Raw genomic sequence first — 26,625 nt, 5'->3', positions numbered from 1 at the left:
TTACTACTATGACTGATCGTATTGCTCACATTGAACGCAACACTTTAGAAACCCAAATCAAGGTTCGAGTGAATCTAGATGGTACTGGTATAGCACGTTTTAATACCGGTATTCCTTTTTTAGAGCACATGCTGGATCAAATTGCTCGCCATGGCATGATTGATATAGAGATTGAGTGCCAAGGTGATCGCCATATTGATGATCATCATAGTGTGGAAGATATTGGGATTAGCTTAGGACAAGCCTTTAAACAAGCTATCGGAGACAAAAAAGGTATTCGCCGCTACGGTCACGCCTATGTACCGCTAGATGAAGCTTTGTCACGGGTGGTGATTGATTTTTCCGGACGTCCGGGGCTAGAACACCATGTAGATTACAAACGTTCCCATATTGGTCAATTTGATACGGATCTGTTTTATGAGTTTTTTCAGGGCTTTGTCAATCACGCCTTAGTCACTTTACATATTGATAATCTGCGTGGACGTAATGCACACCACATTGTAGAAACGGTATTTAAAGCGTTTGGTCGCGCTTTGCGTATGGCCATGGAACGTGACCCTCGTATGGGAGATATTTTGCCCTCGACTAAGGGAGCCTTGTAATGGAGCGTATTGCCATTATTAATTACAACATGGGCAATCTACATTCTGTAGGACGTGCTGTACAACATGTTGCTCCTATGGCGCAAATCGACATTACCTCTGATCCAAAACTGATCTTAAGTGCTGATCGTATTGTGTTTCCCGGACAAGGGGCGGCACGCGATTGTATGGGGGAGTTATATCGTTTGGGCTTGGCTGAAGTGGTATTAGAGGTCACTAAAACAAAGCCCTTTCTTGGGATCTGTATGGGTATGCAAGTCCTGATGCAACACTCTGATGAAAATCAGGGAATTAGTTGTTTAGGCTTATATGCAGGTCAAGTGAAACATTTTAGTACGGCTCATAGTGCCTCAGCGTCACCTGATACCGAACGCTTAAAAATACCACAAATGGGCTGGAATCAAGTTTGGCAGATGCAATCTCATCCCCTTTGGAGAGGCATTGAAGACGGGGCGCGATTCTATTTTGTGCATAGTTATTATGTAGTGCCTGAAAATAATGGCTTACAAGCAGGTATGACGGATTATGGCGTTCATTATACTTCAGCGCTGGCAGCGGATAATGTGTTTGCTATTCAATGTCATCCCGAAAAATCAGCCCGTGATGGTCTAAGGCTCTTAGAAAATTTTGTTAACTGGTCTATTTAATCAAAGTAAAGCCCATGCTTGACTAGGACATGGGCTTACTGGTTTCTTACGTTAAGTGTTGTTTATTTCCATTCAATCGTGACATTACGGCGTCCCCAGCGTCTTGCACGACGCTCATCTTTGCCCATGAAAATGTCAATTTTACGGTTCCAGCGCGAGTGCATTTTATCTAACACTCGGTATTCACCAGGTAAACCACTGATACGCACCACAGAATTACGCTTTAGACCATACTCATGCAATAAGTCCCTTGATACTGCGATAGCTTTCATATTAGGTGTTAAGCGATCACCCCAAGCCGCGATATCAGGTGTAGCATCAGTTTGGGCAGGGACTGCATTATAAGCGGTCGCTGTTACGCGTAAAGTCTGCGTCTGCTTTTTGGCAGCAATACTGGTCTCAGCGGAAGCTAATGACAAGACTGCCATCAGGGTTAAACGAGTAAACATAGACATAACAATAACCTATTTAATTCATTGCATTTCAAAAACCAAAAAAATAGCGCAAACGATCCCCACAGATACCAATTAAGTATCTGATTTTTCAACTAAGTCTTTGAAAAATAGGGGAGTAGAGACTATTGACTACGTGGTGTGGATGCCCTCCAGAGTAGAAAGCTCCCCAATACGCTTGGTTTTGACTAATTTGTAGTTGGCTCCGTCATACTGAAAGGTATTGATTAATAACGCCTTTCGACAGTCACCATTGGTTGTATTGTTCATAAATGATTAACAAAGTGGCTTAATCCACGGAGGGGATTGTAAGCAAAAAGACCCGTGATGTCACACAAACCCCGTTTTTGATAAAATTTAATTATTATAAAATAGTATTTCTTATATATAAAAAACTATCACATGAGCACGCTAACCTTGATATGTCAAGGCTTCAAGCCGATTGGATGCAAATAAATTTTACTGCTGGACTGAACAATATTTACCCTTATAGACTTATAAAAAAAGTGGTATTTAAGATAAAAAATGTAGCACCTTTTACAGACCTACCACTTATCTAGTTGATTAGGTAGTACAAACGGTTGAACATTTTGCGTGACATTTTCACCATCTGTTCAACTATTGTCCTTTTGATTGACTCACTTTATCACTAGAGCCTGATCTAACGCGTGTTACACTAAGGCTAATATTTGTCTTTTGATCACGCTTTCTATGCCTACTATTGTCTTGAGTACTCTTAACGCACGTTATCATCATGCTGCTATGGGTTTGCGTTACCTATATGCCAATCTCCAAGAATATCAAGCTATTACCCGAATAGTAGAATTTACCATCAATCAACGCCCGCTGGATCTAGCAGAACAAATTCTCGCTTTAAAGCCGCGTATCGTAGGTTTGAGTGTGTACATTTGGAATGTGACCGAAACGACTGAACTCGTCGCAATCCTCAAAGCATTAGAGCCTAACTTGACCATTGTGCTAGGTGGACCTGAGGTCAGTTATGAAACAGAACAACAAACCATCACCCAATGGGCAGACTATGTGATTACCGGTGCGGGAGAAATTAGTTTCTATCAACTATGCTCCCAGCTCCTACAACACCAACTTCCTATTAGTAAAGTCATAGCAGGGATGCAAGCACCTTTAGCTCAACTAGCCCTGCCCTATGACTATTACACCGATGAGGATATTCAACAGCGCTTTGTGTATGTAGAAGCCTCTCGCGGTTGCCCCTTCAAATGTGAATTTTGTCTCTCAGCTTTAGATAAAACAGCTTATCCTTTTGAGTTAGAGCGTTTTTTGCAAGCAATGGATAAACTATGGCAACGAGGATTACGTCATTTTAAATTTGTAGATCGAACCTTTAATTTAAAAACTCCCACTACACTAGCTATTCTAGATTTCTTTCTTAAGAGGATTGATGATAAAACCTTTTTACACTTTGAACTAATACCAGATCATTTACCTGAGGCACTAAAAGATAAAATTCAGCAATTCCCTTCAGGAAGCCTGCAATTTGAAATTGGTATTCAAACATTCAATCCAGAAGTACAAAATTTAATCAGTCGCAAGCAAGACAATGAAAAATCTAAGGCTAATATTAAGTGGCTGAGAGAAAATACCACTGCACACCTACATACTGATCTCATTTTTGGTTTACCTAGTGAAGACTTAGCCAGCTTTGGACAAGGTTTTAATCAGTTGATTGCACTCAATCCACATGAAATTCAAGTAGGTATATTAAAGCGTTTACGTGGCACACCGATTATTCGGCATACTGAAAACTTTAAAATGATTTACAATCCTCAGACACCCTATAATATTTTAAAAACCGATTGTATTGACTTTCAAACTATGCAGCATATGAATCGCTTTGCACGTTATTGGGATATGATTGGTAATTCAGGACGTTTTGAGGCTACTTTACCACTATTATTAGGTGAGCAACCCTTTGAGCGCTTTTGGCAATTAACCGCTTGGCTTTATCAAGCATCAACTCAAACGCATCAGATTGCGTTACCACGTTTATTTAGCTTCATTCATCAAGCAGGACAAGAGATGCTAGGGCTTGATTTAGCGCAACTGGAAGACGCTTTATTACAAGATTATGCTAAAACAGGTCAAAAAGGACAGATTCCTTTTAAACCTGAATTAACTCAGAGGCAAAATATTAATCAACAGACGATCGCTAAGACGCCTCATAGTGCACGGCAATACAGACACTTATCTTAATCGATCAAGGCATTATTCTTTATTGCATTTACAGATCATTTAAAGCTTTTTCAATCACCTGATAACCTAATGCTAACTCTTCTTCAGTAATGCAATAGGGAGGCAATAAATAAACCGTATTTCCTAAGGGACGCAATAACACACCATGCTTCATAAAAAAGGCTTTAAAGCGTTCACCTACTGAAGAGGCATAACCTGTTTCGGAGGCTTTCACATTAAATGCTGCAATCGTGCCACACACTCGTACCTGCTCGACTTTAGCATGATGTAATAATGGCTCTAAGTATTGACGATGCCAACGTTCAATTTGCGGTAATTTGGCTAAGGTATTTTCTGCTTTAAAAACTTGTAGCGAAGCTATAGCCGCTGCACAGCCTAATGGATTAGCGGTAAACGAATGACCATGCACAAACGCACGATCAAAACTTTCACCTAAAAAGGCTTGATACACCTGCTCACTACAGACGGTTACTGATAAAGGCAGAAAACCTGCGGTAATACCCTTAGACAAACAAATAATATCGGGCGTTACCTTGGCAGTATGCGACGCAAACCATTGCCCCGTGCGCCCAAACCCCGTCATGACTTCATCAAACAGTAATAACACTCCCGCTGCTTTAGCACGCTGACTTAAGCCTTGCAAAAATTGCGGGCGACACATACGCATGCCCGAAGCCCCTTGCACTAAAGGCTCGATGAGTACTCCGGCAATTTCATGAGCATAGCGCTGTAAATAGGCATCAAAAGCTTGCAGAGCAACCGCCTCTTTTTGCTCAATATGTGGATCATTATCCCAAGTGAGCGGGTAAGGCAGCACGTCAACGTGAAAGAGTAGTGCTTGATAATGAGTAAAAAATTGTGAGCCTTGCCCAACTGACATCGCCCCCACCGTATCGCCATGATAAGAGCCATCAAACACAGCAAAGCGTTTACGATGTTGACCTTGATTACGCCAATATTGCAGCGCAATTTTGAGAGCCACTTCAATCGCAGTCGAGCCATTATCGGAATAAAATACGCGCGTTAGACCAGCAGGCAAACGTTGTACTAATTCATAAGCCAGCTCAACCGCAGGTTGATGAGTAAAGCCCGCAAACATCACTTGCTCAAGCGTATGAGCCTGTTTAGCTATAGCCTCTGCAATCGTGGGGTGAGCGTGACCGTGTAAATTGACCCACCATGAAGACACCAAATCTAAAAAACGTCGTCCATCTTGCGCATATAGCCATGCGCCTTGTGCTGAACGAATTTCCACAGGTAAAGGCGCTGTTTTTTCTTGCGTGAACGGATGCCAGACATGCTGACGATCTACTTGAACCCAATCTATTGTCATAGGGTTAATACCTCAACGAATACCACAAACAGTATTAGCAAAGGTTTTGTAATCGGGAATATCCTCTTTAGCACAAGCATTCGCACATAAGGCGTCAAAAACATCTTTGTTATAGCCCGGATACTCATTGATCATGCCTAAGCGCTGATCAATATAGTCAGGGAATTCAGTTTGGGGGCTAACACAATCCGGTTCGGTAGTACGTGCATTTATGCAGGCAGGTAGCGTTTCAGTATGGAGCCAAGTACATAAATCACCAGTTAAAGCCTTATCATTTTCGGCAACCGGCTCTAATCTGAAACTTAAACTTTGCTCCACTAAATCAGCATAACGCCGCTGCTTTTGACTAAAGCCTAAATCTACCGTTAGCTTGTCATCCTCGGTCGGTAAAATTTTTATATCTAATGGATAAGCATAAAACTGCCGATCTTCAATAATGAGGGGTTTAGTTCCTGCTTTGAGTAATATCCAAAATAGTTGCTCTGTAGGACAACTCACCCCACAACTAGACCCCACTAAGACCGCCTCATCTGCACTACGCCGTTGCTGACCATAAAAACGTAATTGCTCACGCTCGCGTTGAAATACTAATTCACCGTCTAAAAACAAACTATCTGGCGTAGTATTCTCGCCTATTGCAATCTTTAATGTACCTACACTGGTAGCTATACTCGCAACACGAGCACTATCGGTTGTGGTTGTTGGTTTAGTTGCTTCCTGCGGGTCATTACATCCTAGTAATAAGCAGCTTAATAACACTACCGCTACCCTACGCACTACATACATTTATTAACTCCGCTTTCATCGGTCTACTAAGTGTAGCAAGTCAATGATTAAAAACAGTTAGGCTGGTTTAGAAATATACGCAATCTATGCACATCTTAGCGACATCATTTGCATATTTTCTCTTTAATCTTATGAGACTCCAGTCTAGTTTTACCAAGATTAAGCTGCCTTTAGGTGCTAAACAACCACTCTCTAGGTATTACCGGAACAGCCGTAAAGCCCCTTCGTTCCAGTGGGGGATATAAGGCTATCGGCGATAGCCGATGAAAGGCAGCACCATAGGCAAGACACTGTGTTGTTTTGATAGTATAATCAATCACATGAAACCCACTACTCACCTCAAAACCCTTAAAGTACGCATCAAGGATAAGCATGCCCCTATTCTGGAGCAGATGGCGTTTGAGGTGAATCAAGTCTGGAATGCGGCGAATGAAATCACTGCTCTCTACTCTTTTGTACCAATTCCTGAAGTCGGTTGGGTGCATAGTACCTTTTCCGCCTTTGACTTACAAAAACAGTTAAAAGGTATCAAGTCCGAATGTGGGTTCATTATTCACTCCACTACCACACAAGAAGTCATCGCCGTTCACCATAAAGCGCGTCGCCAATTCAAAACGGATAAATTGCGCTGGAGAATCTCTAGTGGCTCTAAACGTTCATTAGGCTGGATACCGTTTAAAGCGGGTGCAGCCGTTTGGAAAAATGGACAAGTTCGCTATGCAGGTCACTACTTCAAAGTCTGGGATAGCTACGGACTGTCTCAATACGAGTTTCGTTCGGGTTCGTTTTCTCAAGACGCTCGTGGTCGTTGGTATTTCAATATCGTGGTAGAAATCCCAATCCTCTGCATGGATACCACCGCTAAAGGACAAGTGGGTATTGACCTAGGTCTGAAAGATACCGCTACCTGTAGCAATGGCTTAAAACTGGAATCTAAGCAGTTCTATCGTGAGCTAGAGCCTAAGTTAGGCATAGCCCAACGCGCTAAACAAAAGAAACGGGTGAAAGCGATTCACGCTAAGATCAAGAACCGCCGCTTAAACGCGATTCACCAGTTCACAACCCAAGTCGTTAGAGACAACGGCTTAATCATCATCGGCAATGTGAGCAGTTCCGCCCTAGCCAAAACCAAGATGGCTAAATCGGTGTTGGATGCAGGGTGGCATATGCTCAAAACACAACTGAAATACAAAGCGAGTGCGCGGTCAGGTATGTGTCTAGAAGTCAATGAATCATACACTACCCAAGTCTGTTCGAGTTGCGGCTGTATCAGTCCCAACAGTCCGAAAGGTAGAGCAGGTTTGCGAATCAGAGAATGGTCTTGCCCTGAGTGTGGGGTAACGCATGATAGAGATGTCAATGCCGCTAAGAATATTCTCGCGCTCGGACATGAGCGTCTGGCAGCAGGAATCCTTGCCCTTTAGGGCGAGGAGGATGTCAATTTGACCTAAAGACGGTTTGGAGTGATAGTTATTAGCCCTAAAAACTGCTAGTAACCAGCAAACCTCTAGGACTGGAGCTTAAACGCATGAGCAAAGATATTTTAATAGTGGATGACGATCCCCATATTGGTGATGTAATCAGTTTTGCCCTAGAAAAAGCTGGGATGCAAGTACGGTATGCCCACGATGGGCAACAAGCACTCCAACAATTTCAACAAGCTAAACCGGATCTCATCGTGCTTGATATTAATATGCCGGAGATGGATGGTTTAGCCGTGTGCCGTGAAATTCGCAAAACCTCTAATCTACCTATCGTATTTTTATCTTCACGCGATGATGAAATCGACCGCATTTTAGGACTAGAACTAGGTGGTGATGATTATGTCACTAAACCGTTTAGTCCGCGTGAACTGGTCGCTCGTATCAATGCCATTTTAAAGCGCACCCAGCAGCAACCTGCTGAAACCCAGCCTAATCAAGAACTGCTCAGCATTGGCAAGCTCACGATATTCCCTCATCAACATCGTGCCTGCTGGGGAGAACAGGATATTACCCTAACCGCCACCGAGTTTGCGATTTTATTACTCTTTGCTCAGCGTCCTATGCAAGTCTTTAGCCGCGATCATATTATGCAAAAGGCTTATGACAGCAATGTCTATGTCAGTGATCGTACTATTGATAGTCATATTCGCCATATTCGCCAAAAATTCACCGATATAGGCTGTGAGAGTATTATCGAAACGGTACATGGGGTGGGATATAAATTAGCCGCATGCAAATAAACGCACGTCTACCATTTTTACGTAATGGCCTATTTCGCTTACGTAATATTTTGCTCATTGTGATGCTCACGGTCTTAGCATTACCTTTGGGGGGTCTATACTTTTTTCGCATTTATGAAAATGAGCTAGTACGCCAAACTGAGGTCGAGTTAATCGCGCAATCTGCGGTCCTAGCGGCGACCTATCGACAGTTAATGCGTCTAGATACTCCCCAACCCTCCCTACAAATTGCCCCCATTCATGCTAAAGCGCAGGAAAATGCAGTGCTCAGTGCTGCCTATAAAGCTCAAATGGAACTCAACCCTAGCGGCTATTTCACGCCCGTTTTTCCCACCCTTGATTTAACCGGAACCATTGAGCCTCCAAGACCCAATGCCAAGCTCACAACGCTCTCACCTAGCCCGAAAGCGTTTGCTGCCGGACAAGCGATGAATGCTATTTTGTTAAATACTCAACAAATAACTCTAGCGGGGATTCGTATTCTGGACGCACAGGGTTTAGTGATTGCGGGTAAGGAAGAGATTGGTTTATCACTAGCACATGTACCAGAGGTACGCCAAGCCTTGCGGGGACAGTTTCAAAGTGTAATTCGGCAACGCATTTCTGATGAACCGCCACCACCGCTCTATTCTATTAGCCGTGGTACTAATATTCGTGTGTTTACTGCTTTTCCTATTCTGGAGCAGCGCCAAGTCCTCGGCGTGATTTATTTATCACGTACCCCTAATAATATTGTTAAGCATCTTTATGCAGTGCGCAAAGTGATGTTGACTGCGACCTTAAGTCTATTATGCGTGGCGGTGCTATTAGTGCTCTTTGTATCCTCTAGTATTTCCCGCCCTATTCGTGAATTAATTAAGCAAACCGAACGGGTGACGCAAGGTGAGCAGCGTATCGTTGAACCTATTAAGCATCCAGTGACCTATGAGGTCGCTCAACTGTCCGATAGCTTTGCGAGTATGTCTAAAACTTTAGCCGAGCGCAGTGACTATATCCGCCGCTTTGCTGCCCATGTCTCGCATGAATTTAAGACACCGCTGACCTCGATGCAGGGTGCTTTAGAGTTGCTGCAAGAGCATTTGGATACCATGTCGTCGGAGCGTCGCCAACGTTTTTTAACTAATCTCATGGAAGATACGCAACGCTTAAAAAACTTAGTTACACGCTTACTAGAGTTGGCACGCGCTGATGCTTTAGAACCCTCACGCCAAACTAGCGTATTACCTGAACTACTGAACACTTTAGCCAATCGTTATCAAGAGCGGGGCTTAGTCTTAAACTATCGTGATCTAGCTACACAAGCACTACCCATTGCGCCCGAAGCGCTCGATAGTGTGCTGAATAATTTATTAGAAAATAGTCTGTACCATAAAGCGACTGAAGTAGTGATTACGATGCAGGCTGAAAATTATACTTGGCATATTGATGTTGCTGACAATGGAGAGGGCATTTCTCCAGCTAATCGAGACAAAATTTTTACTCCCTTTTTCACCACACGTCGTTCTCAAGGGGGAACAGGCTTAGGTCTAGAGATTACTCAATCCTTACTGCGAGCTTATAAAGGCGACTTGGTGTTATTACCTACTGCCATAGGGGCTACCTTTCGCTTGAAACTACCATTCACTACTTTGCTATAGGCAATCATTATAAAATTTTATCTGGGCTTAGACTAAAAATATAAAATTCAAATACTTATTAACGTTATCTATCTTTAAAACACCACCATTAGTAAGTAAAGTATAGCTTTGCCCCTATAAAGCCTATTAGTTTCTAACCATTGCATTTTGGTGTGCCCAATATTGTCGTTAAATCAGTCTACAGACTCCCGATCTGCTGAACTACAGCAAACACCTAGCGTCAATAACATCACAAATTTGATTAATTAATAGACAATCACACTTAAGGGTAGTAACCTTTCTCTGACACCTCATTTTGAGGAAACCAAGACCACAAGGACGTGGACTTGGGATTTTTAAACGAACTGCCTTGCTTCGTTTTACTCTAGTAGCTAAACCCCGCCCTTGAAACACGATATAATCCTAAGCTGTTTCACTCTCAGTAGCCCCACTATGACTAGCCTAACTAAGCCTTTGATTCTGGTTGATGGATCGTCCTATTTGTTCCGTGCCTATCATGCTCTGCCGCCCCTCACTAATAGCAAAGGTGAAGCCACCGGAGCCATGCATGGAGTACTGAATATGCTGGATCGGTTACGCAAAGATTATCAGCCTGACTATATGGTCGTAGTCTTTGATGCAGCGGGCAAAACCTTTCGTGATGATATTTTCCCAGAATACAAAGCCAACCGTCCCCCGATGCCGGACGAATTACGTCATCAAATCCAACCGCTATTAGAGATCATTCGTGCTCAGGGCTATCCCTTACTGCAAATCCCAGACGTAGAAGCCGATGATGTGATTGGTACACTGGCAACGCGTTTTCAGGGTGATGTACTCATCTCGACTAGCGATAAAGATATGGCGCAATTAGTCACCGAGCGGGTACACCTGATTAATACTATGAGTGAAACCTATCTAGACATTGAGGGAGTAAAGGAAAAGTTTGGAGTCTTGCCAAGTCAAATCCGCGACTACCTCAGCCTAGTGGGAGATAGTGTGGATAATGTCCCGGGCGTGGATAAAGTCGGTCCCAAAACCGCCGTTAAATGGTTGGCTGAATACGGTTCCCTGCAAGGTGTAATGGATAATGCGGATAAAATAGGCGGGAAGGTGGGGGAAAACTTACGCGCTGCTTTGGCTCACTTACCTCTAACATATCAACTGGTTAGCATTAAATGCGACGTTGAGTTGGACGACTCATTTGATGCGTTGCGCATTCAAGCCGATGATCCCGCTACTCTACGTGAGTTTTATACTCGTTATGAATTTCGCACCCGCTTAAATGCGTTGAATAAGGCTGAAACCAAAGCAGCTAAAAAATCTACCAACTTAGCAGACGCCAGCACAACACAAACTCAAAATACCCCCGCTCCTTTCGCGCTCATCTTAGAGCCACTGGATCAAAACGCTGCTGAGTCACTACCCTCTCAACCCCCTATTACAGTGGGTGAGGTTCAATACACCACGATTTTAACTCAAGAGGAATTAGATTCACTCTTGAAAGAACTGCAACAAGCCCCCTTATTTGCCTTTGACACCGAAACGACTAGCTTAAATGCCCTAGATGCTGAATTAGTGGGAGTGTCAGTCTCTACTACAGCAGGTATAGCAGCCTATATTCCCGTTGCACATGATTACTTAGGCGCACCTGAGCAATTAAACCGCGACTTAGTGTTAGCTGCGTTTAAGCCTATTTTAGAAAACAGCCAGTATTTAAAAGTCGGGCAAAATCTCAAATACGATTTTACGGTACTGCAAAACTATGGCATTACACTAAACGGCATAGCGCACGACACCATGCTCGAATCTTATGTATTGGATGCCACCGCGAATCGTCATGATATGGATACTTTGGCAGAAAAAGTGCTGGATTATAAAACCATTCGCTTTGAAGACATTGCCGGCAAAGGTAAAAAGCAGCTCACCTTTAATCAAATTGATCTGAGCCAAGCAGCGCCCTATGCGGCTGAAGATGCGGATATTACCCTACGTTTACATCAGCAATTGTGGCCTAAGATTGCACTTGAGCCCACCTTCAAGCAGGTCTATCAAACGATAGAAATGCCCCTCATCCCAGTGCTCGCTCGTATGGAACGTCGCGGGGTCAAAATCGATACATTGCTCCTCAGTACTCAAAGCCAAGAACTGACTAAGCGCATTGCAGCCATTACAGAACAAGCCTTTCGCGTTGCTGGGCAGGAATTTAATTTATCCTCCCCCAAACAATTACAAGAAATATTGTTTGAGAAACTCCAGATTCCTGTAGTGCGTAAAACTCCAACCGGACAACCGTCCACCGCTGAAGATGTATTAGAAGAATTAGCCGAACAAGGCTATGAATTACCGCGCGTAATTTTAGAGCATCGCACCCTGAGCAAATTAAAATCGACCTATACCGATAAGCTCCCTGCCCAAATTAATCCACGCACCGGACGAGTGCATACCTCCTATCATCAAACCGGTACAGTGACCGGACGCTTATCATCTTCTGATCCAAACTTACAAAACATTCCCATTCGGAGTGCTGAAGGGCGACGTATTCGCCAAGCGTTTATTGCCGAGGCGGGCTTTAAATTAGTTGCTGCGGATTACTCGCAAATCGAGTTACGCATTATGGCGCATCTGTCTGATGATGAAGGTTTATTGAGTGCTTTTAGGGCGGGTGCTGATATTCACAAAGCAACTGCCTCTGAAGTCTTTCATACGCCTTTAGATCAAGTTACCCAAGAACAACGTCGTGCCGCTAAGGCGATTAATTTTGGGCTAATTTATGGGATGTCTGCCTTTGGTTTGGCAAGGCAATTAGGTATTGAGCGACGCGAGGCGCAGCAATATGTAGAGCTATATTTTGCACGTTATCCGGGTGTTAAACAGTATATGGATAGTACTCGTGAGCGGGCTAAAACATTAGGCTATGTAGAAACCTTATTTGGTCGACGTTTACCCGTGCCCGAAATTAATGCCCGTAATGCAGCTCAGCGCCAATATGCTGAACGCACCGCTATTAATGCACCCATGCAAGGTACGGCGGCGGATATTATGAAAAAAGCCATGATTGCCGTAGATACGTATTTGCAAAGCACTCAATCCCCGATTCGGATGATTATGCAGGTACACGATGAGTTAGTTTTCGAGGTTCCTGATCACTTGATCAGCTCATTTAAGCAAGTTCTCGCCCCCTTAATGACCGAGGTAGTTGCTCTAAAAGTGCCCCTATTGGTAGAAATGGGTGAGGGAATGCACTGGGATGAGGCTCATTAAATTCGCTTATTAATCTTAATATTAGCTTGCCAAGGTTTAGAGACAACCCAATGATTAAAACCTCGAATAATTGGGATTGCCATTTATAGTCATAATCTGTTTATATTACGCATGGCAGTCAGCCTGCCGTGTGTCATTTAAATTAATAACTCTAGGAGAATGTCTCATGATCGTAGGTAAATTAAAAAAAATCGCGCCACTTGCAGTATTAGTTGCTGGACTACTCTCAGGTGCTGCTGCTTTTGCGGCAGATGCGGTTAAGATTGGCGTGGCAGGCCCGCACACGGGCGCTAACGCCGCCTTCGGTGAGCAATTTTGGAAAGGGGCAGAGGCTGCTGCTAAAGATATTAATGATGCAGGCGGCATTAATGGGGCCATGATTGAATTAGTGAAAGCAGACGATGCTTGCGAACCTAAACAAGCGGTCGCGGTGGCTAACCGTCTAGTCGACAATGACAAAGTTACTGCCGTACTAGGTCACTTCTGTTCTTCCTCTACTATTCCTGCTAGTGAAATTTACGCTGAAGCTAATATTTTAGCGATGACTCCCGCTTCCACTAATCCTAAAGTCACAGATCGCGGTCTAAAAAATATTATGCGTATGTGTGGTCGTGATGATCAGCAAGGGACTGTAGCGGGCGACTATATCGTCGATAAGTTAAAAGCCACTAAGGTAGCTATTATCCATGATAAAGATACCTATGGTCAGGGCTTAGCCGATGCAACTAAAGCACGTCTGAACTCCAAAGGTGTGACCGAAGTACTTTATGAGGGGTTAACACGCGGCGAGAAAGACTTCAATGCGCTAGTCACCAAAATCAAAGCGGCCGAAGCGGATGTGGTTTACTTCGGTGGTCTACACACTGAAGCAGGCGCTTTAATCCGTCAATTACGTGAACAAGGCTCGAAAGCAACCTTCATTTCAGGTGATGGTATCGTATCCGAGCAATTAGTAACCGCAGCCGGTGGCCCACAATTCGTAGAAGGTGTACGCCATACTTTTGGTCGTGATCCACTCACCATTCCAGAAAGCAAGGAAGTAGCGGAAAAAATCCAAGCCGCAGGTTATAAGCCTGAAGGTTATACCTTATATGCGTATGCCACTATGCAATCTGTTGCTGAAGCGCTCAAAAATGCAGGTTCTACCGAAGGCGATAAATTAGCCGATTGGTTAAAAGCCAATGGTGTAAACACCGTACTAGGCAAAAAAGAGTGGGATGAAAAAGGCGATATTAAAGTCTCTGACTACACCATGTATGTCTGGGATAAAGAAGGTAAATACAAAATGGAAGAGTAAGCCCACGCTTACTTAAGCCTTATGAGTCTGCCCTGCCTACTGGTGGCAGACTCCCTCCCCCCTAATAACCACAGCTAGGCGGTTACCATGGAATTTCATATCTTAGGTCAACAATTAGTAAATGGGTTGGCTCTTGGCTCTATTTACGGTCTGATTGCAGTCGGCTACACAATGGTATACGGAATTATAGGCATGATTAACTTCGCTCATGGCGATGTTTATATGGTTTCAGCCTATATCACAGCCATTTGTATTGCTATTTTATCCTTCTTTGGCATTAGTTCGGCTGCTTTTCTTATTATCATTACGCTCGTTGTCACTATGTTCATTGTCTCGCTATACGGGTGGAGCATTGAACGCATTGCTTATAAACCTTTACGTAATTCTCCACGACTAGCTCCGCTGATTTCAGCTATCGGTGTGTCGCTAGTATTGCAGAATTATGTACAAGTCAGCCAAGGCGCAAAAACCCAAGCCGTTCCGACGATTCTCCCCGGTGTATTTCGTTTTGGGACAGAAACTGATTTCTTCCAAATTACCTACATTCAAGCGCTATTAGTTATAGTTTCATTTGCTAGTATGGCGCTGCTCACTTACATCATTCAAAAAACTTCTTTAGGTCGTCAATGCCGTGCGGTACAGCAAGACCCCAAAATGGCAGCCATTTTAGGGATTAATACCGACCGTATTATCTCAACCGTATTTATTTTGGGTGCGGCGATGGCAGCGATTGCAGGTGTCTTAGTTACTCTCAACTATGGCTCATTTGATTTTTCAGTCGGCTTTATTACGGGTGTGAAAGCCTTTACTGCTGCGGTATTGGGTGGCATTGGTTCACTACCAGGGGCGATGTTAGGCGGCATTATATTAGGCATGTCGGAGTCACTCTTTTCTGGCTTTATCAATACTGACTATAAGGATGTGTTCGCCTTTTCATTATTGGTATTAGTGCTGATTTTCCGCCCTAGTGGCTTATTAGGTAAACCATTAGTGGAGAAAGTGTAATGTTTAGCAATCCTAATGATCCCCCCATTCTAGCCGCTTTTAAGGATTCGCTTTTAGTAGGCATGATTGCCCTACTCATTTTTAGCCCTATCTCCGGCATTATTCTGGATGGCTATGGCTTTAATACCCATTTTCAAACTCCGCTGATTTTGGCAGGTATAGTCTTTATTGGGCGTTTTGCTTACCACCTTGTAGCGCTTAGTCCGTGGGGACAACAAATACTGAATAAATTTGCTCTAAGCAAAGGCAAACGGAGCGTCTATGTAGGTAAGCCGGGTGACCAAAAGTATTTATGGTTAATCCTCATTGTCTTATTTATCGCGGGTTTGGTCTTACCGTTTTACCTCAGTAAGTATTATCTCACTGTGGCTATTCTTGCCATGATCTATGTATTACTCGGTCTGGGTCTTAATATAGTAGTGGGTTTAGCGGGCTTATTAGATTTGGGCTTTGTGGCGTTTTATGCAGTGGGCGCTTATACCTTTGCCTTAGGCTCTCAATATTGGGGCTTAGGTTTTTGGACAGCCATTCCACTCGCGGCTGCTTTTGCTGCTTTATTAGGGGGCATACTAGGCTTTCCGGTATTGCGTATGCATGGGGATTATTTAGCTATCGTTACCTTAGGATTTGGGGAAATTATCCGCTTAGTCCTCAATAACTGGATGTCGTTTACCGGAGGTCCCAATGGTGCAAAGGCGTCTGAACCGACCTTATTTGGACTGGAATTTACCCGTGTCGTAAAAACCGAAGGTCATATGCCGTTTCATGAGTTTTTTGGTCTGACTTATAACCCTAGTGCTAAGTTTATCTTCTTATATCTGGTGGTCTTTTTAGTGGCTTGCCTGATGATTTTCTTCTTTACCCGCCTACGTACTATGCCTATGGGACGTGCTTGGGAGGCTTTGCGTGAAGACGAAATTGCCTGTCGCTCGTTAGGACTCAATCATGTCACCATTAAATTGAGTGCCTTTATGATGGGTGCGATGACCGGAGGCATTGGTGGGGTATTTTTTGCCGCTCAACAAGGCGGATTTGTGAACCCTACTTCTTTCACTTTCTTTGAATCTGCCTTGATTCTCGCTATTGTCGTACTAGGGGGTATGGGTTCAGTGGTGGGTGTTGTGGTTGCTGCGCTAGTCCTTACGATTCTTCCAGAGTTATTACGCGACTTTGCTGATTATCGCGTGTTGATTTTCGGTGTGCTTATGGTGTTTATGATGCTGTGGAAACCGCGTGGCTTCTTATCTATCCGCCGCCCCTATTTCACTAAGGAGGGGCAAGCATGAGTGATTTAGCAAATGCTTCAACAGCCCCACTCTTAAGCGTGCAAGGTCTAACTATGCGCTTTGGTGGGATTCTGGCGCTTAATAATGTCAATTTTGAAGTACAAAAAGGCTCCATTACCGCTTTGATTGGTCCCAATGGGGCGGGTAAAACTACGGTCTTTAACTGTGTAACAGGCTTTTATAAAGCGACTGAAGGGCAAGTTATTCTTAATGATCAGGGTCACACTACTAATCTGCGTAAAGTGTTAGGTGAAAAGTTTAAGTGGAGTGATTATGTCAATCCACCTGCTTTTTTTGAGCGCCTATACTACAAATCCTTTGGTGGCTCGCATCGCGTGAATCAGGCAGGGGTGGCACGTACTTTCCAAAATATTCGCTTATTTCGTGAAATGACGGTGATTGAAAATCTATTGGTCGCTCAACACAATCATTTAGATCGTAATCTCATTCGCGGTATGTTGAATACTAAACACTACCGTGCCTCTGAAAAACGCGCCTTGGATAATGCGTATTATTGGCTGGAAGTCGTCAATCTGACCGAAGATGCTAATCGCTTAGCTGGTGATTTGCCTTATGGTAATCAGCGCCGTTTAGAAATTGCGCGGGCGATGTGTACCGAACCCAAATTAGTCTGTTTAGACGAACCCGCTGCGGGTTTGAATCCGCGTGAAACGGTTGAACTGAGTACTTTAATTCGCCACCTACGCGATAAACATAATGTCACCGTATTGCTGATTGAGCACGATATGGGCTTAGTCATGGGTATTTCGGAGCACATTGTAGTATTGGATTACGGTCAAGTAATTGCCTCCGGTACACCCAAAGAGATCGAGGTCAATCCTAAAGTACTCGCTGCCTATTTAGGTACTGAAGAAGGAGAAGCATAATGAGTGACTACATGTTAGAAATTCATCAAATTGATGCTTCTTATGGTCCGATTCAGGCCCTACGCAATGTGAGTATGACGGTTTCCCAAGGTGAAATTGTGACCCTAATTGGGGCCAACGGTGCGGGGAAATCCACTCTACTCATGACCATTTTCGGCTCGCCGCGTGCTTCCAAAGGCTATATTAAGTACCAAGGTCAGGATATTACCCATATCGCCATGCACGAAGTGGGACGCCTAGGTATTGCTCAAGTACCCGAAGGGCGGCGCATTTTCCCTGCTATGACGGTAGAGGAAAATCTGATTATGGGCACTTTACCAATTGGCGATGAGCATATGGAGACTGATCGAGAAAAAATGTTTGCTATGTTTCCACGTTTAAAGGAACGGCGCAATCAACGTGCAGGGACTTTATCCGGTGGTGAGCAGCAAATGTTAGCGATTGGTCGTGCTTTAATGAGTCGCCCTAAATTGCTGCTTTTGGATGAACCTAGTCTGGGTTTAGCGCCTTTGATTGTTAAGCAAATTTTAAATTCACTGCGCGATATAGCGGCTCAAGGGACTACGATTTTCCTCGTGGAGCAAAACGCGAATCATGCGCTGCGTCTAGCAGATCGGGGTTATGTATTGGTGAATGGTGAAATTCGTTTATCCGGTACGGGTGAGGAGCTATTGGTTAATCCTGAAGTACGTGCTGCGTATTTGGGCGGGCATTAAATAATAAAAGCCGATAGAGCGCTAAACTCTATCGGCTTTACAAATCAGGCATCATGTTCAACGTGAAACATTAGCTCATGTTAAACACGTTACACCTATCCTGCCTAGGTATGCTGTGCACCATGATACAAATTAATCACATGGCGGGCTTCGGCGAAGAATAACCAACGTTCCGCAGCGATACCTGCAAACATAGCTACCACACCTACCAAAGCGACTAAGCCACTAGGCAAACCTAAAATCATAAAAGCCAGTAAAGCAGCGGGCACTGCAAACCCTAAGGCAAATACCACCACCCGCAATTGAGTAAGCAAACTCATCGGGGCTTGATAGCCAAACTCTTGGGTTAAAAACGTACCTGCCGTATGCCCTGTATCCAATAAGCGTACCTTGGCACGAGTAAAACCGGTTGCAGTATTAATAGTAGGGCCTGTTACCGTTCTCACCCAAAAATAGTAAATGGCTTTAGCAATCGCACCCAGAGCTAATAATGCAATCGCAATCCCCGCCATCGCATTAATGTCTTTATCTGCAAAAGCTAAAATCATCACCAATAATACGCTACCTGTAGCCAGTGCTAATAAAATGTAATTGGTTGGTGTCAAAGCCGTATTCCATTGGCGAATCGTTTTCAAACAGCCATAAATCATTCCGGTACTAAATACGGTGGCTAAAGCAATCACTACCGCACTTAAACCCACAAAGGACACTAGCCCATTAGGTTGAGCATCGTTTACATAGACACCAATTAAATACAATAAAGCAGCCGGATAGAATAAGACCGCAAAAACCCCTTCACGCGATAACCATGAGGTTCTAAAACGGAAAAAAGCTCGCCATGCATTTTTAGGATTAGCTAAATGCAAAGTAGAGGACAGTAAACCACCTGAAATTAATACTAATGCAAGTAAGCCCGAACTTAAGGCAACGGGTACATCAATATCAGCAAAGCCATAAACCTCAGCCAATACTAATAGGATAAATAAACCATATCCTGCTCCAGAGGCTACGGTAAATCCAATAACAGAAAACGCTGGATGCATAATGTAACCTCTTAACGCTCAACCATTTTATTGACCCACTCTTTTACCGAGCTGATCAGTGATTTTTTACTCACATCTTCAGTCGGTATCAGGCGCGTTACCCGTGGCGGTAAATAGCGATTCGTTGGGCTATACCCCAACTCTGGCATCAGTTGATAGCCACCACGCTCACGCACTAACTTACTGACATTAGAATCAGGATCATCAAAATCACCAAAATGCCGCGCATGGGCGGGGCAAGTGATCACGCAAGACGGTTGGCGATCTACCTCTTCTAAGCGTTCGTCATAGATTCGATCTAGGCACAAGGTACATTTTTTCATCGTACCTGTGGAGCGATCTAATTCACGCGCACCGTAAGGACAAGCCCATGAGCAATAGTTACAACCCATACACTTATCTTGGTCGACTAATACAATGCCATCTTCTACACGCTTGTAGCTTGCACCTGTGGGGCATACATCCACACAATCCGCTTGTTCACAATGCATGCATGACATCGGGAAGTTAATGGTTTTATTGTTGGGATAGTCGCCGACTTCGTAGCTACGAATCCGATTAAACCACACCCCGCTAGGGTCTTGACCGTAGGGGTTATAGTCGGTGAGCGCTCCCGTCATACCGGAGGTATTCCATTGTTTGCACGACACTGCACAACCGTGACAGCCCACACAAACGTCTAAATCAATCACTAAACCTAGTTTCATGGTTTAAAAGCTCCTTACGCGCCACGGTTAGCATCGTGGACACTGCCACGATTTAACACATCATCCATCGGACGCACTAAATTCACTGCCGTATGAGTTTGATAACGCATAATATCCGGTGACTCTTTAGCATTAGGTAATGGCTTAATCATCGGGAATACAGGCCAAGCACCTTCCTCATCGGCAGGATAAATTTTGACTTTGAGATCATACCAAGCCGCTTGTCCGGTAATCGGGTCAGAGTTGGTCACATTATCCAGCACATCATTTTGCTTAGGCAGTAGCTCGGAAATCAGGTGGTTCATTAGGAAGCCTTTTTTCGCTTCATTCGCCCCCTCTTTTAAGCCCCAAGCCCCTTCTTGCTTAGCAATCGCATTCCATGTCCACACGGTATCTTCTTGGCAACCCTCAATCAGCTTTAATTGCACGCGAATTTTGCCATTATGGGACTCCACCCAAACCCATGATAAATCCGCCAAGCCCATACTCTCACCGCGTTGACGGTTCATATACAGGTAGTTTTGTGCGCAAATCTGGCGTAACCACGCATTTTGTGAATCCCATGAGTGGTACATGAACATGGGGCGCTGATTGACCGCATAGAAGGGGTATTCATCCTCATCGATACGGCATTGCTCTAAAGGTTTGTAATAGAACGGCAACGGATTAAAATACTTGCTTAAACGCTCTTTGTGATGTTCCTCAGTAGGCATAGGGCCATCGTATAAACCTTGACCCGCTAGCTTAAAGCGCTGTTGAGGTTCGGAATATAGCTCCATCACAATTTGCTTAGTCGAACCGACCCATGCCGCACTTTTAGCTAGCTCTAAGTAGTCTTTATTCGCATGGCGGTAGTAGCGGGTATTGTGCGGTAGATGGTATTCAAAGAATGCACCCTCTTCAGCATAACGCTCCCACTGTTTAGGGTTAGGTTTACCGCGCAGATGGACTTCATTGCCATTTTCATCCAAACGCCAACCCGCCAAGAAACCAATCCCCGGCTCACGCTCCCAGTTAATAATAAAGTCTTTATAGTCTTTATATTTGCGAGAGCCATCCGGTTTGGTAAGAGCGGGGAAGCCTAGACGTAAGCCCAGTTCGATCTGTACCTCCTGCCAAGGTTTCACATCACGTTCGGGCTTAATGATTTGCTGTCTAATCGCATCACACGCGGCATGTGGCTCGGAAATCGGACGATCCAGCATAGAAATCGTATCCCAACGCTCTAAATAGGTCGTATCGGGAATAATTAAATCAGCAAAATTGACCATCTCGGAATGGTAAGCATCCGACACCACAATGAATGGAATCTTGTACTCGCCATTATCGTGTTTTTCGACCAGCATCTTTTGAATTTCGGCGGTATTCATGGTCGAGTTCCATGCCATATTCGCCATAAACATCATTAAGGTATCGATGTAGTACGGGTCACCTTTCACCGCATTGGTTATCACCATATGCATTAAGCCATGATTCGACATGGGTGCATCCCATGAGTAGGCTTTGTCAATACGCTTAGGCTTACCATTAGCATCCAGTACTAAATCTTCAGGCCCTGTCGGGAAACCTAAAGGTGGTGATTTTAACGGCGTATTCGGTGCACAATCTTTAGCGGGTTTAATCGCCGGTGGAATATGTTTAGGATAAGGCGGCTTAGCTAAATGTCCTCCCGGAACATCCACGGTTCCCAGCATAATTTGTAGGAAGTGAATCGCACGACAGGTTTGGAAACCATTAGAGTGGGCTGAAATCCCCCGCATAGCATGCATAGAAACTGGACGACCGATAAACTTATAATGCTTACGTCCTGCCCAATCAGTCCAACCTTCGGGTACATCGACTTCAATGCTTTCTTTAAACGCTACATGCGCCATTTCTAGCGCTAGACGTTCAATTTGCTCTGCGGGTACACCACAAATCTCGGAGGCTTTAGCAGGAGAATACTGTTCGTCTAAGTACTCCTCCGCAATCAACATCATGACAGATTTGACAGGTTTACCATTCACCTCACCCTCAAAGAATAAGGCGGGTGAAATATCGGGCTGAGTACCATCCACTGCGGCACTTTTAGCTTGATCCCAGACTAATGGATTACCTGCTTCATCGCGCAGAATTAAACCATGACCTTTTTGGTCTGGAGTATGGACAACCAGATAAGCTGCATTGGTATAGCGAATTAAAAATTCCCAATCAAATTGGTCATTTTTCAACAGCACATGCAACATAGACAATGCCAGCATGGCATCCGTCCCCGGACGAATCCCTACCCATTCATCCGCAATCGCTTGATAACCAGTACGCGCAGGATTCACTGCTACGAATTTACCACCATTGCGCTTGAGCTTTTCTAAACCAATTTTAATCGGATTAGAGGAGTGATCATCAGCCACGCCCCAAAGCATGAAATATTTGGTCTTATCCCAGTCGGGATCACCGAATTCCCAAAAGGCATGTCCCATGGTGTAAAGACCGCCCGCCGCCATATTCACCGAGCAAAAGCCACCGTGAGCAGCCCAGTTTAAAGTGCCAAATTGACTCGCCCAGAATCCAGTCAGGGCTTGCATTTGGTCGCGTCCGGTAAAGTAGGCGAGTTTTAAGGGATCGGTTTCACGAATCTTGCGTAGACGAGCTTCTAAAATATCTAAAGCTCTATCCATCGAAATGGCTTCAAACTCACCCGCGCCCCGCTCAGTACCCGCTTTACGTAATAGGGGCGTGCTGAGTTTAGCAGGAGAGTTTTGCTTCATAATGCCCGCATTACCCTTGGCACACAGAACACCCTTATTAATAGGATGATCTCGATTGCCTTGAATGTAGCGGACATTGTTATTTTCAATCGTTACCTTAATGCCGCAGCGACAGGCGCACATATAGCAAGTCGTAGCTTTGACTTCCTGTTGTCCGCGCTTTTCAAACTCCGGTAATGCGTTCATGTGTACCTCGGAATATGCTAATACAGTAATATACTGAACCGTTCAATACTGCGACATATTAAGCCTGAAAACAATAAGATAGTTTATCTACTACTATAAGTATCTCTAATGGGCAGCGTAGATTTGCTTAAAATCTCATTAGCTTATTGATTTATCTGATGAAGGGTAGGGTTTTAATGATGGGTAACGGCGCTTAAACTCCATTTCAAGTCTATAGTTAAAAGCATTAGGGCATCTAGGTCTTGCTGCATTTTCTGCCAGCGGATGGACGCTTACTTAGACAATGAAAGGACATCTTATGAAACATTACCTACCCTATCTTCCTGCTAGCCTAGTGTTATTAGCCAGTACTAATGCTATGGCGGGTCAATATGACAGTATGTTTAGCTCTGGTGTAGAACGGATTTCTACCCCCGATAGCACGCATGACAGCATTTCTATGCAATACAAACGTCAGAATCGTGCTACCGGAACCAATTATGGCTTGAGGGTCGAAAAGCATCGCTTCAAAAACCAGCAATATCGCCATACTGGACGCAGTGTTTATCTCCAAGGCTCTACCAATATCACACCTAATGTGCAATTAAGTGCGGGTGCAGGGTCAATGGAGATTAAGCGTTTAGGCGATCACTATGCGAAAAAGACCTTCACGCCCTACCACGTAGGATTACAAGCTCAAATGGGTCCCCGCGTACAAGTAGGTGTACGCCAAGAACGTAGCCCTGCTTATATTCGTCATAGCCTAAATGATAAAAAAGGTAATATTTTGACTGAAGATATGACCACAGTCGAAATCAAAACCAAACCGATGAAGCGCGTAAGAGTCAATGCTCGCCATCAAAATATTCGTTTAAGCGATGGTAATCGTGGACGTAGAAATTTAGTTGGCGCTTACTACGGTATTACACCAAATGTATGGGTAGGGATTGAAGGTACTCAAAAGCGTTATGATCGCTCTAATGTAGGTTATAGTTCCCCAAAGAATGAGCGTGGTTATGCCGTTACCCTCGATGCTGATATGCCTATTAGCCAAAATGCTAAACTCAATGGTTCATTAAAGGTAGGACGCAGCAAAGAGGATGGTTTCCCCGGTCAAGCCAAAACTCTTTATGCTTCATTAGGTGCTGAATTTGCCGTAGGGCGTAACACCACTCTATCCGCCAATGTTTATCACGACGAAACCCGTTATCACGGCAAACGTGACCGTGAGCGCGGCGCAATGTTGAATTTAACCTATCGTTGGGGTTAAGCCGCTCAACTACGAAGTACTTCATGCATTGAAGTACTTCGTGTGCTTTTTTCTGGCATTTCTGCACCCATCATGCACAAACTCATGCTATAAAACCGATTCCTACTTCGTGCAGGACTGGCTGTTTAGCCGCATCAACCTCAGGAATCGAATACTCATGTATGAATTATTAAAACAAATTAAAGTTAATCTCCAAACCACTCCGCGTTACCTATATAGCTTTAGAGCCTTTTGCATTGGCTTATTAGTCTTTGGATTACTCTTTGCTTTAAGCCGTGACCCTTTGCCCTTTATGGAAGGGATTCAAATGGGTGACAAAATCCTGCATGCCAGTGCTTTTTTCATTTTCGCCGCACTCTTCCATTTAGCGTGGTCACGCTCGTTCTGGCTATATGTATTTTTACCCTTGCTGGCTTATGGTGGCTTGATTGAAATACTGCAAGGTATGACCACTTGGCGCTCTATGTCGTGGGGCGATGTAGTAGCGGATGCGGTGGGGATACTGCTGTATTATGCAGTCTATAAACTTATTAGCACCCGCTCTCCTAAACCATTAGCTAATACTTAGTAAGTGCACTACCACTCTCGAACCACTGCACACCGCTAGAACTTTAGAGCGCTTTGCCGTAAAGTCGTTAGCATTCATTTATCAGACTTTCAGGCATATGGTTAATAGTATCCGCATTGCAACCCGCACCAGCCCTTTGGCGCTGTGGCAAGCTGAGCACGTCGCCGCTCAACTCAAAAAGCATCATCCTGACCTACACATTGAAATGGTGGGCATGGTGACTCGTGGGGATAAAATTTTAGATAGCCCATTATCTAAAATTGGTGGCAAAGGTTTATTTGTTAAAGAACTAGAAATGGGCATGTTAGAAGGCAGCGCTGATATTGCGGTGCACTCGATGAAAGATGTGCCTATGGAATTTCCCGAGGGACTTCATCTACCTGTCATTATGGAACGTGAAGATCCGCGTGATGCGTTTGTCTCTAATCATTACCAAACCTTAGCTCAATTACCTGAGGGTGCTGTGGTCGGGACTTCGAGTCTGCGCCGCCAAACGCAATTACGCGCCCGCTTTCCCCACCTCGTGATCAAAGATTTACGCGGTAATGTGAATACACGCCTGAGCAAATTGGATCATGGTGAATATGATGCCATCATACTAGCTGCTGCGGGTTTGCTTCGCTTGGGTTTTGAAGCGCGTATTACAGCCTATTTAAGCACTGAAGAAAGCTTGCCTGCGATTGGGCAAGGAGCTATTGGTATTGAATGTCGGCAAGGGGATGCACGGATTGAGCAATTATTAGCACCCCTCAATCATCCTGAAACTGCCTTACGGGTGCGAGCCGAACGCGCTATGAATCAACGTTTAAATGGCGGTTGTCAAATTCCGGTCGCAGGCTTTGCTGAGTTAGAGGGTGAAACATTATCTATGCGTGGTCTTATTGGCTATCCCGATGGTTCTCAAGCATTTACCTACCAACAATCGGGCAGTAGTGAGCAGCCAGAAGCACTCGGTATTGCGATTGCTGAAGACTTATTGCGCCAAGGGGGTGATAAAGTACTAGCGCTTTTAGGGGTTCATGTGACGCTATGAGTATTAGCTTGGCGTCTAGTTTAGCGGGTAAAACGATTGTGATTACCCGCCCTACTCATCAAGCTCAGGCACTGACTCGTCAACTACAGCAAGCGGGAGCTACGGTTATCGCTTGCCCATTGATTAGTATTGAAGCACTACCTTGTTCTTTGCTTAGTAGGATAGACGCACTAGCAACTCATCAACTGGCGCTCTTTACCAGTCCCAACGCGGTAGAGTGTTGTATGGCACAACTGCCTAGCCTACAGCCCTTACATCACATGCGCATTGGAGTCATAGGTAAAGCTACCGCGCAAGCACTGGCACATTATGACCTCGCAGTTGACTATATGCCTAGCACGCATTTTACCAGTGAGGAGCTGCTTGCTCTGCCGGAGTTTCAAGCCCTAGCCCCGCAAAAGGTATTGCTGGTTAAAGGTAAAGGCGGGCGCACTCTATTGGCAGAAACCCTAATAGCACGCGGTATGGAAGTGACTTTATGCGAGGTCTATCAACGTATTCCCTTAGCGCTTCCTACCACGCCTATTGAGTGGGAAGCGGCTCATTGGATTATGATTACCAGCCTAGAAGCACTAGAACACTTAATTAGCTGTTGGCAAGGCACTATCAATCCGGCCCACGTTAATTTATTAGTTGGTAGTACACGTATTGCCCAAGCTGCGCAACTATTAGGTTTTAAACAGATTCGTACCGCACAAAATCCCAGCGATACCGCTATGTGGAATGCTTTACAGGTTTAGGACAA

The 26,625-nt window shown here is 44.4% G+C and carries 22 protein-coding genes; 16 read left to right on the top strand and 6 right to left on the bottom strand.

From position 1 onward, the window contains the following. The first annotated feature begins 8 nt into the window (after window positions 1-8). Together hisB and hisH are read left to right on the top strand one after the other, a co-directional pair. Entirely contained in the window at window positions 9-602 is a 594-nt protein-coding gene (hisB, locus tag IPL34_RS05895) for an imidazoleglycerol-phosphate dehydratase HisB (protein WP_296839096.1), read from the top strand. Then, complete coding sequence (hisH, locus tag IPL34_RS05890) at window positions 602-1,249, top strand: imidazole glycerol phosphate synthase subunit HisH (RefSeq protein ID WP_296839093.1); 648 nt, start codon at window positions 602-604, stop codon at window positions 1,247-1,249. The genes hisB and hisH overlap by 1 nt, the downstream gene beginning before the upstream one ends. Before the next feature lie 62 nt (window positions 1,250-1,311). On the opposite strand, the gene IPL34_RS05885 is transcribed toward hisH, so the two are convergent. After that, a complete protein-coding gene (locus tag IPL34_RS05885) occupies window positions 1,312-1,704 on the bottom strand; it encodes a hypothetical protein (protein WP_296839089.1) in 393 nt (130 codons plus the stop codon). A 708-nt stretch (window positions 1,705-2,412) separates the two neighbouring features. Here IPL34_RS05885 and IPL34_RS05880 point away from each other — a divergent pair. Beyond that, complete coding sequence (locus IPL34_RS05880; RefSeq protein WP_296839085.1) at window positions 2,413-3,933, top strand: DUF4080 domain-containing protein; 1,521 nt, start codon at window positions 2,413-2,415, stop codon at window positions 3,931-3,933. A gap of 28 nt (window positions 3,934-3,961) precedes the next feature. Here the strand turns inward: IPL34_RS05880 and bioA are convergent, their stop codons facing one another. After that, window positions 3,962-5,266 (bottom strand): adenosylmethionine--8-amino-7-oxononanoate transaminase, encoded by a 1,305-nt coding sequence (gene bioA / locus IPL34_RS05875; RefSeq protein WP_296839083.1) that lies wholly within the window; start codon window positions 5,264-5,266, stop codon window positions 3,962-3,964. Between the two features lie 12 nt (window positions 5,267-5,278). Beyond that, window positions 5,279-6,052, bottom strand: coding sequence for a hypothetical protein (locus IPL34_RS05870; RefSeq protein ID WP_296839080.1), 774 nt, complete (start codon window positions 6,050-6,052; stop codon window positions 5,279-5,281). A 320-nt stretch (window positions 6,053-6,372) separates the two neighbouring features. Here IPL34_RS05870 and IPL34_RS05865 point away from each other — a divergent pair, with 320 nt between their 5' ends. From IPL34_RS05865 to IPL34_RS05825, 9 genes are all read left to right on the top strand, one after another. After that, window positions 6,373-7,476 (top strand): transposase, encoded by a 1,104-nt coding sequence (locus IPL34_RS05865; RefSeq protein WP_296839077.1) that lies wholly within the window; start codon window positions 6,373-6,375, stop codon window positions 7,474-7,476. Between the two features lie 104 nt (window positions 7,477-7,580). Beyond that, entirely contained in the window at window positions 7,581-8,276 is a 696-nt protein-coding gene (locus tag IPL34_RS05860; RefSeq protein ID WP_296839074.1) for a response regulator transcription factor, read from the top strand. Further along, the gene (locus IPL34_RS05855) at window positions 8,267-9,913 is read left to right on the top strand and encodes a HAMP domain-containing sensor histidine kinase (protein ID WP_296839071.1); all 1,647 of its coding nucleotides are present in this window, start codon (window positions 8,267-8,269) and stop codon (window positions 9,911-9,913) included. The genes IPL34_RS05860 and IPL34_RS05855 overlap by 10 nt, the downstream gene beginning before the upstream one ends. A gap of 432 nt (window positions 9,914-10,345) precedes the next feature. Further along, window positions 10,346-13,156: a DNA polymerase I gene (gene polA / locus IPL34_RS05850; protein ID WP_296839069.1), complete on the top strand. Its 2,811-nt coding sequence runs from the start codon at window positions 10,346-10,348 to the stop codon at window positions 13,154-13,156. A gap of 166 nt (window positions 13,157-13,322) precedes the next feature. Continuing rightward, a complete protein-coding gene (locus IPL34_RS05845; protein ID WP_296839067.1) occupies window positions 13,323-14,453 on the top strand; it encodes a branched-chain amino acid ABC transporter substrate-binding protein in 1,131 nt (376 codons plus the stop codon). An 87-nt stretch (window positions 14,454-14,540) separates the two neighbouring features. Continuing rightward, window positions 14,541-15,458, top strand: coding sequence for a branched-chain amino acid ABC transporter permease LivH (locus IPL34_RS05840; RefSeq protein WP_296839065.1), 918 nt, complete (start codon window positions 14,541-14,543; stop codon window positions 15,456-15,458). Then, window positions 15,458-16,744: a high-affinity branched-chain amino acid ABC transporter permease LivM gene (livM, locus tag IPL34_RS05835; protein ID WP_296839063.1), complete on the top strand. Its 1,287-nt coding sequence runs from the start codon at window positions 15,458-15,460 to the stop codon at window positions 16,742-16,744. The genes IPL34_RS05840 and livM overlap by 1 nt, the downstream gene beginning before the upstream one ends. After that, window positions 16,741-17,631 (top strand): ATP-binding cassette domain-containing protein, encoded by an 891-nt coding sequence (locus IPL34_RS05830; protein ID WP_296839062.1) that lies wholly within the window; start codon window positions 16,741-16,743, stop codon window positions 17,629-17,631. Before livM ends, IPL34_RS05830 begins: the two co-directional genes overlap by 4 nt. Before the next feature lie 11 nt (window positions 17,632-17,642). Next, a complete protein-coding gene (locus IPL34_RS05825) occupies window positions 17,643-18,347 on the top strand; it encodes an ABC transporter ATP-binding protein (protein ID WP_366931092.1) in 705 nt (234 codons plus the stop codon). 104 nt (window positions 18,348-18,451) lie between these two features. Here the strand turns inward: IPL34_RS05825 and IPL34_RS05820 are convergent, their stop codons facing one another. Genes IPL34_RS05820 through IPL34_RS05810 form a run of 3 tightly spaced genes read right to left on the bottom strand, consistent with a single transcriptional unit; the run spans window position 18,452 to window position 23,030 of the window. Next, window positions 18,452-19,390: a DmsC/YnfH family molybdoenzyme membrane anchor subunit gene (locus tag IPL34_RS05820; RefSeq protein ID WP_296839058.1), complete on the bottom strand. Its 939-nt coding sequence runs from the start codon at window positions 19,388-19,390 to the stop codon at window positions 18,452-18,454. Between the two features lie 11 nt (window positions 19,391-19,401). Continuing rightward, entirely contained in the window at window positions 19,402-20,097 is a 696-nt protein-coding gene (locus IPL34_RS05815; RefSeq protein ID WP_296839057.1) for a 4Fe-4S dicluster domain-containing protein, read from the bottom strand. 14 nt (window positions 20,098-20,111) lie between these two features. After that, entirely contained in the window at window positions 20,112-23,030 is a 2,919-nt protein-coding gene (locus IPL34_RS05810; RefSeq protein WP_296839055.1) for a molybdopterin-dependent oxidoreductase, read from the bottom strand. 298 nt (window positions 23,031-23,328) lie between these two features. On the opposite strand from IPL34_RS05810, the gene IPL34_RS05805 reads away from it, so the two are divergent. The 4 genes from IPL34_RS05805 (at window position 23,329) to IPL34_RS05790 (ending at window position 26,620) form a co-directional block, all read left to right on the top strand. Then, window positions 23,329-24,279: a hypothetical protein gene (locus IPL34_RS05805; protein WP_296839053.1), complete on the top strand. Its 951-nt coding sequence runs from the start codon at window positions 23,329-23,331 to the stop codon at window positions 24,277-24,279. A gap of 157 nt (window positions 24,280-24,436) precedes the next feature. Next, complete coding sequence (locus IPL34_RS05800; protein WP_296839051.1) at window positions 24,437-24,847, top strand: VanZ family protein; 411 nt, start codon at window positions 24,437-24,439, stop codon at window positions 24,845-24,847. 97 nt (window positions 24,848-24,944) lie between these two features. After that, window positions 24,945-25,880: a hydroxymethylbilane synthase gene (gene hemC / locus IPL34_RS05795; RefSeq protein ID WP_296839049.1), complete on the top strand. Its 936-nt coding sequence runs from the start codon at window positions 24,945-24,947 to the stop codon at window positions 25,878-25,880. Next, window positions 25,877-26,620, top strand: a complete 744-nt coding sequence (locus tag IPL34_RS05790) for a uroporphyrinogen-III synthase (RefSeq protein WP_296839047.1) — start codon at window positions 25,877-25,879, stop codon at window positions 26,618-26,620. The genes hemC and IPL34_RS05790 overlap by 4 nt, the downstream gene beginning before the upstream one ends. Window positions 26,621-26,625 lie beyond the last annotated feature (5 nt).

Origin of the sequence: Thiofilum sp. (genome assembly GCF_016711335.1) — a bacterium.
Lineage (GTDB): Bacteria > Pseudomonadota > Gammaproteobacteria > Thiotrichales > Thiotrichaceae > Thiofilum.
The sequence above is the reverse complement of the archived record's forward strand: the minus strand, read 5'-3'. Positions and strand labels throughout refer to the sequence as shown.

Bases quoted from the DNA above. Each gene is read 5' to 3' on its own strand.
- hisB (WP_296839096.1), top strand. From the start codon at position 9: ATGACTGATCGTATTGCTCACATTGAACGCAACACTTTAGAAACCCAA.
- hisH (WP_296839093.1), top strand. From the start codon at position 602: ATGGAGCGTATTGCCATTATTAATTACAACATGGGCAATCTACATTCT.
- IPL34_RS05885 (WP_296839089.1), bottom strand. From the start codon at position 1,704: ATGTCTATGTTTACTCGTTTAACCCTGATGGCAGTCTTGTCATTAGCT.
- IPL34_RS05880 (WP_296839085.1), top strand. From the start codon at position 2,413: ATGCCTACTATTGTCTTGAGTACTCTTAACGCACGTTATCATCATGCT.
- bioA (WP_296839083.1), bottom strand. From the start codon at position 5,266: ATGACAATAGATTGGGTTCAAGTAGATCGTCAGCATGTCTGGCATCCG.
- IPL34_RS05870 (WP_296839080.1), bottom strand. From the start codon at position 6,052: ATGTATGTAGTGCGTAGGGTAGCGGTAGTGTTATTAAGCTGCTTATTA.
- IPL34_RS05865 (WP_296839077.1), top strand. From the start codon at position 6,373: ATGAAACCCACTACTCACCTCAAAACCCTTAAAGTACGCATCAAGGAT.
- IPL34_RS05860 (WP_296839074.1), top strand. From the start codon at position 7,581: ATGAGCAAAGATATTTTAATAGTGGATGACGATCCCCATATTGGTGAT.
- IPL34_RS05855 (WP_296839071.1), top strand. From the start codon at position 8,267: ATGCAAATAAACGCACGTCTACCATTTTTACGTAATGGCCTATTTCGC.
- polA (WP_296839069.1), top strand. From the start codon at position 10,346: ATGACTAGCCTAACTAAGCCTTTGATTCTGGTTGATGGATCGTCCTAT.
- IPL34_RS05845 (WP_296839067.1), top strand. From the start codon at position 13,323: ATGATCGTAGGTAAATTAAAAAAAATCGCGCCACTTGCAGTATTAGTT.
- IPL34_RS05840 (WP_296839065.1), top strand. From the start codon at position 14,541: ATGGAATTTCATATCTTAGGTCAACAATTAGTAAATGGGTTGGCTCTT.
- livM (WP_296839063.1), top strand. From the start codon at position 15,458: ATGTTTAGCAATCCTAATGATCCCCCCATTCTAGCCGCTTTTAAGGAT.
- IPL34_RS05830 (WP_296839062.1), top strand. From the start codon at position 16,741: ATGAGTGATTTAGCAAATGCTTCAACAGCCCCACTCTTAAGCGTGCAA.
- IPL34_RS05825 (WP_366931092.1), top strand. From the start codon at position 17,643: ATGTTAGAAATTCATCAAATTGATGCTTCTTATGGTCCGATTCAGGCC.
- IPL34_RS05820 (WP_296839058.1), bottom strand. From the start codon at position 19,390: ATGCATCCAGCGTTTTCTGTTATTGGATTTACCGTAGCCTCTGGAGCA.
- IPL34_RS05815 (WP_296839057.1), bottom strand. From the start codon at position 20,097: ATGAAACTAGGTTTAGTGATTGATTTAGACGTTTGTGTGGGCTGTCAC.
- IPL34_RS05810 (WP_296839055.1), bottom strand. From the start codon at position 23,030: ATGAACGCATTACCGGAGTTTGAAAAGCGCGGACAACAGGAAGTCAAA.
- IPL34_RS05805 (WP_296839053.1), top strand. From the start codon at position 23,329: ATGAAACATTACCTACCCTATCTTCCTGCTAGCCTAGTGTTATTAGCC.
- IPL34_RS05800 (WP_296839051.1), top strand. From the start codon at position 24,437: ATGTATGAATTATTAAAACAAATTAAAGTTAATCTCCAAACCACTCCG.
- hemC (WP_296839049.1), top strand. From the start codon at position 24,945: ATGGTTAATAGTATCCGCATTGCAACCCGCACCAGCCCTTTGGCGCTG.
- IPL34_RS05790 (WP_296839047.1), top strand. From the start codon at position 25,877: ATGAGTATTAGCTTGGCGTCTAGTTTAGCGGGTAAAACGATTGTGATT.